A 3,863-nucleotide genomic window follows, 5' to 3' on the forward strand; every position below is an offset into this window, starting at 1 on the left:
CTGAGGTGGTGTCGTGTCTGCGGGTGTTGTCACACGGCGCATCCCCGCGGGTGGAAGCGATCTCTGGTGGCGTGCTGGCGGTGGTGACCGTGGCAGCGATTGTCCGAGCGGTGACGATCGCGGTGCGATCGGCGGTGCGGATGCGCGGTGCTCGTGAGGAGTATCTGCAGTCGTTGCGGTTGGTGGGCGCCCGCAGTGAGCGCTATCCCGATGTGTGGTGGCTCGCCGACGGGCGGCCGATGGCGTTTTGTCTGCCGGGCAAGGATGCCGGCATTGCCGCCACGACCGGGTTGCAGGCGGCGTTGTCCGGTGAGGAACTCGATGCCGTCGTTGCTCATGAGCGCGCACACCGGCGGCAACGTCATCACACCGTGGTGTTGGCGGCCCGCGCTCTCGGGCGTGCGTTCCCGCTGATTCCGTTGTTCAGCCGCGCGGGCCGTGAGGTCGCCGGCTTGGTCGAGCAAGCCGCCGATGCCCGCGCCGCCCAGCTGGTGGGTGCGCGGGCGGTCTGCTCGGCGTTGGGAACGTTGGCCCGTTCGGGACCTGTAGCGGGCCCGGTGGGTGTGTTGTCGATCAGCGATTCGTCGTCGGTGGGGCCTCGGTTGAGCCGCTTGGACTCCGGTCACCGGTGCCGGTCGCGACGTCATCATGTGGGTGCCGCCGCGGCCGTGGCTGGTGTGGTGGCGGTACCGACCACGCTAGCGGTGTCCGGTGTCGTCGCGGCGATGGTGATCGCGATGTGTGTGTAGCCCAGACCGACCCGGGCAGGTCCGACCGCTAGGGGTTGTTGAGAAGCTGCTGCATCCTCGCAATTTCGCTCTCCTGATCAGTGACGATCTGACGTGCCAGGGCGATCGCCTCGGGCGATTGGCCGTCTTGAATCTCGGTCTTGGCCATGGCGATGGCGCCGCGATGGTGTTCGATCATCTGCGTCAGGAACAGGCGCGACGCCTCGGCTCCTTGCGCGTCGCGTAGCTGCTGCATCTGTTCTGGCGACATCATGCCCATCATCGACGGCATCGGGGAGGAACCCGGCGCCATCGACGTACCCATGTCCATGTTGTGTCCCTGGCCCTCGAGTGGGGCTCCCCATTGCTTCAGCCACGACTGCATCTGGTCGATCTCGGGCTGCTGAGCGTCTTTGATCTGCTGGGCCAGACTGACGACCTGGGGGTTGATGTTGTCCTTCTCCAACAGGATGTCGCTCATCATGATCGCCTGGGTGTGGTGGGGGATCATCTGCTGGGCGAACGAGATGTCTGCGCTGTTGTGTTCGGCAGTGGCCGCCGCTGACGATTCGCTGTTGGCCGCGCTGGTACCCATCCCCGACATCGAGGAATGATCCTCAGTCGAGGTGTCCGAACACGCGGCCACCACTGTCAGAACAGCCGCCGCGGCAGCAACGACGACACCGGTTCGTGTGACTCTCATCGATCTCCTCCTCAAGAGTGATACTTCGCCACCGCCCGGCGGCGCTTCGATAACAATTCTACTAACACCGATAGTAGTTAGTCGCCTGCCCGGCACCCACAAAACGGGCGGTGAACTGCGCAAACAAAGCCGCTAATGCCTGATTAGTTCGCTTCGTAGTGGAGCCGCGTGTGACTGGTGGGGCACAAGTGACTTGTGGTGTGATCTCGCGGGTACACGCATGGCACTCGTGCGTGGGTCTACGACGTCCGCGGGAAAGGTCCGACCGCATGCAGATGGTGTTGACATCGCTACGGCTCAAGGCGGGGCAGCAGTGGGGCCCCAAAGCGCTGGGGGTGGCAGCGGCGGTGTGCGTGGGCGTTGCGCCTGTGATTGCCACCGCACCGGCGGCGGCCTCGACCGATGGACATGTGGCCGGGGAGCTGATCGCGATCGTGCAGGACTCGGTGAAGGCCGCTTTGGGTGGTGCCGCGGCGGCGAATTTGGGGAAGCCGATCACGCAGACGGCGTCCTGCCTGGGCGCTCAGGCCCAGTCGGGCAGCGTCGGCGATGCGGGCAGTGCAGCCGCACTGCAGTGCTTCGGCACGTTTTCGCTCATTGATCCGATAGACGGGTTCCGGATCATCGACGCGTTACCGCTGGCCCGGCTGGTAGCCACCCTGATCGCCGCAATCGTGCCGCACGATCCGAACGAGCCGCATGGCCCCCAGCCGCAGGAACCCGGAACGCCGACACCGCTGCTGCCCGGTAGTGGCGGTGCGGTGGCGCCGACTGCGGGCGAGATCACGTCCACCTTCGGTGACGGACGGGGCCATCAGGGCATTGATATCGGCAATGATCTGGGCGCGCCCATTGTCGCGGTAGCTGACGGGGAGGTCATCACCTCCGGACCTGCCGAGGGGTTCGGGTTGTGGATGCGGATCCGGCACGATGACGGCACGATCACCACCTACGGACACAACGACGAGAATCTGCTCGAGCAGGGCGCGCGAGTACGGATGGGCCAATCGATCGCCACAGTGGGCAACCGTGGGGTCTCGACCGGCCCGCATCTGCATTTCGAGGTTCTCGACCCGACGGGAGTCAACGTCGATCCGGCACAGTGGCTGGCCGATCGCGGGGTGGTTCTGGCGATGGCCGCTGATGCAGACGCCCGCGCGCCGGGGCCGGTGGTGCCGCAGTGGGTCGGCGAACCACGCCTGTGACGAACCCGGCGTGGTGGGTGGCTCAGGAACGAACGAGGCGAGCGATGGCCGCCGAGGCTTCAGCGATCTTCTCCTGCGCCTCGTCCCCGCCGGCGTGGGCGGCATCGAGCACACAGTGGGTGAGATGGTCGTCGAGCAAACCCAGCGCGACCCCCTCCAGCGCCTTGGTCAGCGCCGAAATCTGGGTCAGGATGTCGATGCAGTACTGCTCCTCGTCGACCATCCGATAGATACCTCGGGATTGGCCTTCGATGCGCTTGAGGCGGGCCAGGTATTTGCCCTTATCGCTGATGTAACCGTGGGAAGAGTGTTCCGAGGCAGAGGATTCTTCCGGGGTGGAGGATTGTCCCGGTGCGGACGCAGCGGTCATGGACTCACCTTCTCAATGGATCTCGGTCGGTTGTGCTGCAGTCCACGCACTGTACTCGCGCCTGGCTGCAGGTCGAGTCGGCGTAACAGTTGCGCGTTGAGTGCGACCACGACCGTCGAGGCTGACATCAGAATCGCTCCGACCGACATCGGCAGGACGAACCCGATGGGCGCGAGAATTCCGGCGGCCAGCGGTACAGAGATCAGGTTGTATCCCGCTGCCCACCACAGGTTCTGCTTCATTTTTCGGTAGCTGGCGTCCGACAGCTCGATGACCGACAGCACCGAGCGGGGGTCGTCGCTGGCGAGGATGACCCCGGCCGAGGCGATCGCGACGTCGGTGCCGGCCCCGATCGCGATGCCCACATCGGCCTGGGCCAGGGCGGGGGCGTCGTTGACGCCGTCGCCCACCATCGCCACCTTGCGGCCTTCGTGCTGCAGTTCGGCCACCTTGCTGGCTTTGTCTTCCGGCCGTACACCGGCGAACACCCGATCGATACCGAGGTCGTGAGCGACGGTGTGCGCCACTGCTTCGGCGTCGCCGGTAATCATCACAACCTCGACCCCGCGGGCGTGCAGCACCTCGACGGCTTGGCGGGATTCCCCGCGCACCTCATCAGCAAGTTTGAGAGCTCCAATCAGCTCAGTGTCGCGGGTGACATGCAGGATGATTGCGCCGTCGGCGCGCCAGCGATCAGCGATGGCCAGTTCCTGATGGCCCTGTTCCTCGAGCATGCGGGGCCCGCCCACCCGCACTGTGGCGCCCTCGACGCGAGCGGTCACACCGACCGCCGGTGACGAGGTGAAGTCGGTGGCCGCCGGCACCGGCCGCGCGCGGTCTCCGGCAGCTGCGACAAT

Annotated in this window: 5 protein-coding genes; 2 read left to right on the plus strand and 3 right to left on the minus strand. The window is 65.8% G+C overall.

Translation table 11 applies throughout. The annotated features are described in order from the left end of the window. The coding region (locus tag Q9R39_RS24440; protein ID WP_311278430.1) for a M56 family metallopeptidase at nt 1-749 on the plus strand (749 nt) is incomplete at its 5' end. A gap of 28 nt (nt 750-777) precedes the next feature. Here Q9R39_RS24440 and Q9R39_RS24445 read toward each other — a convergent pair. After that, nucleotides 778-1,431: a DUF305 domain-containing protein gene (locus tag Q9R39_RS24445; protein ID WP_311278431.1), complete on the minus strand. Its 654-nt coding sequence runs from the start codon at nt 1,429-1,431 to the stop codon at nt 778-780. A 269-nt stretch (nt 1,432-1,700) separates the two neighbouring features. On the opposite strand from Q9R39_RS24445, the gene Q9R39_RS24450 reads away from it, so the two are divergent. Further along, complete coding sequence (locus Q9R39_RS24450; protein ID WP_311278432.1) at nt 1,701-2,636, plus strand: M23 family metallopeptidase; 936 nt, start codon at nt 1,701-1,703, stop codon at nt 2,634-2,636. 22 nt (nt 2,637-2,658) lie between these two features. Here the strand turns inward: Q9R39_RS24450 and Q9R39_RS24455 are convergent, their stop codons facing one another. Next, nucleotides 2,659-3,006, minus strand: a complete 348-nt coding sequence (locus tag Q9R39_RS24455) for a metal-sensitive transcriptional regulator (RefSeq protein ID WP_005195356.1) — start codon at nt 3,004-3,006, stop codon at nt 2,659-2,661. After that, on the minus strand, nt 3,003-3,863 hold an 861-nt coding region (locus tag Q9R39_RS24460), incomplete at its 5' end, for an HAD-IC family P-type ATPase (RefSeq protein ID WP_311278433.1). The genes Q9R39_RS24460 and Q9R39_RS24455, both read right to left, overlap by 4 nt.

Origin of the sequence: Gordonia sp. AC31 (assembly GCF_031844505.1) — a bacterium.
GTDB classification, from domain to species: Bacteria; Actinomycetota; Actinomycetes; order Mycobacteriales; family Mycobacteriaceae; genus Gordonia; species Gordonia hongkongensis.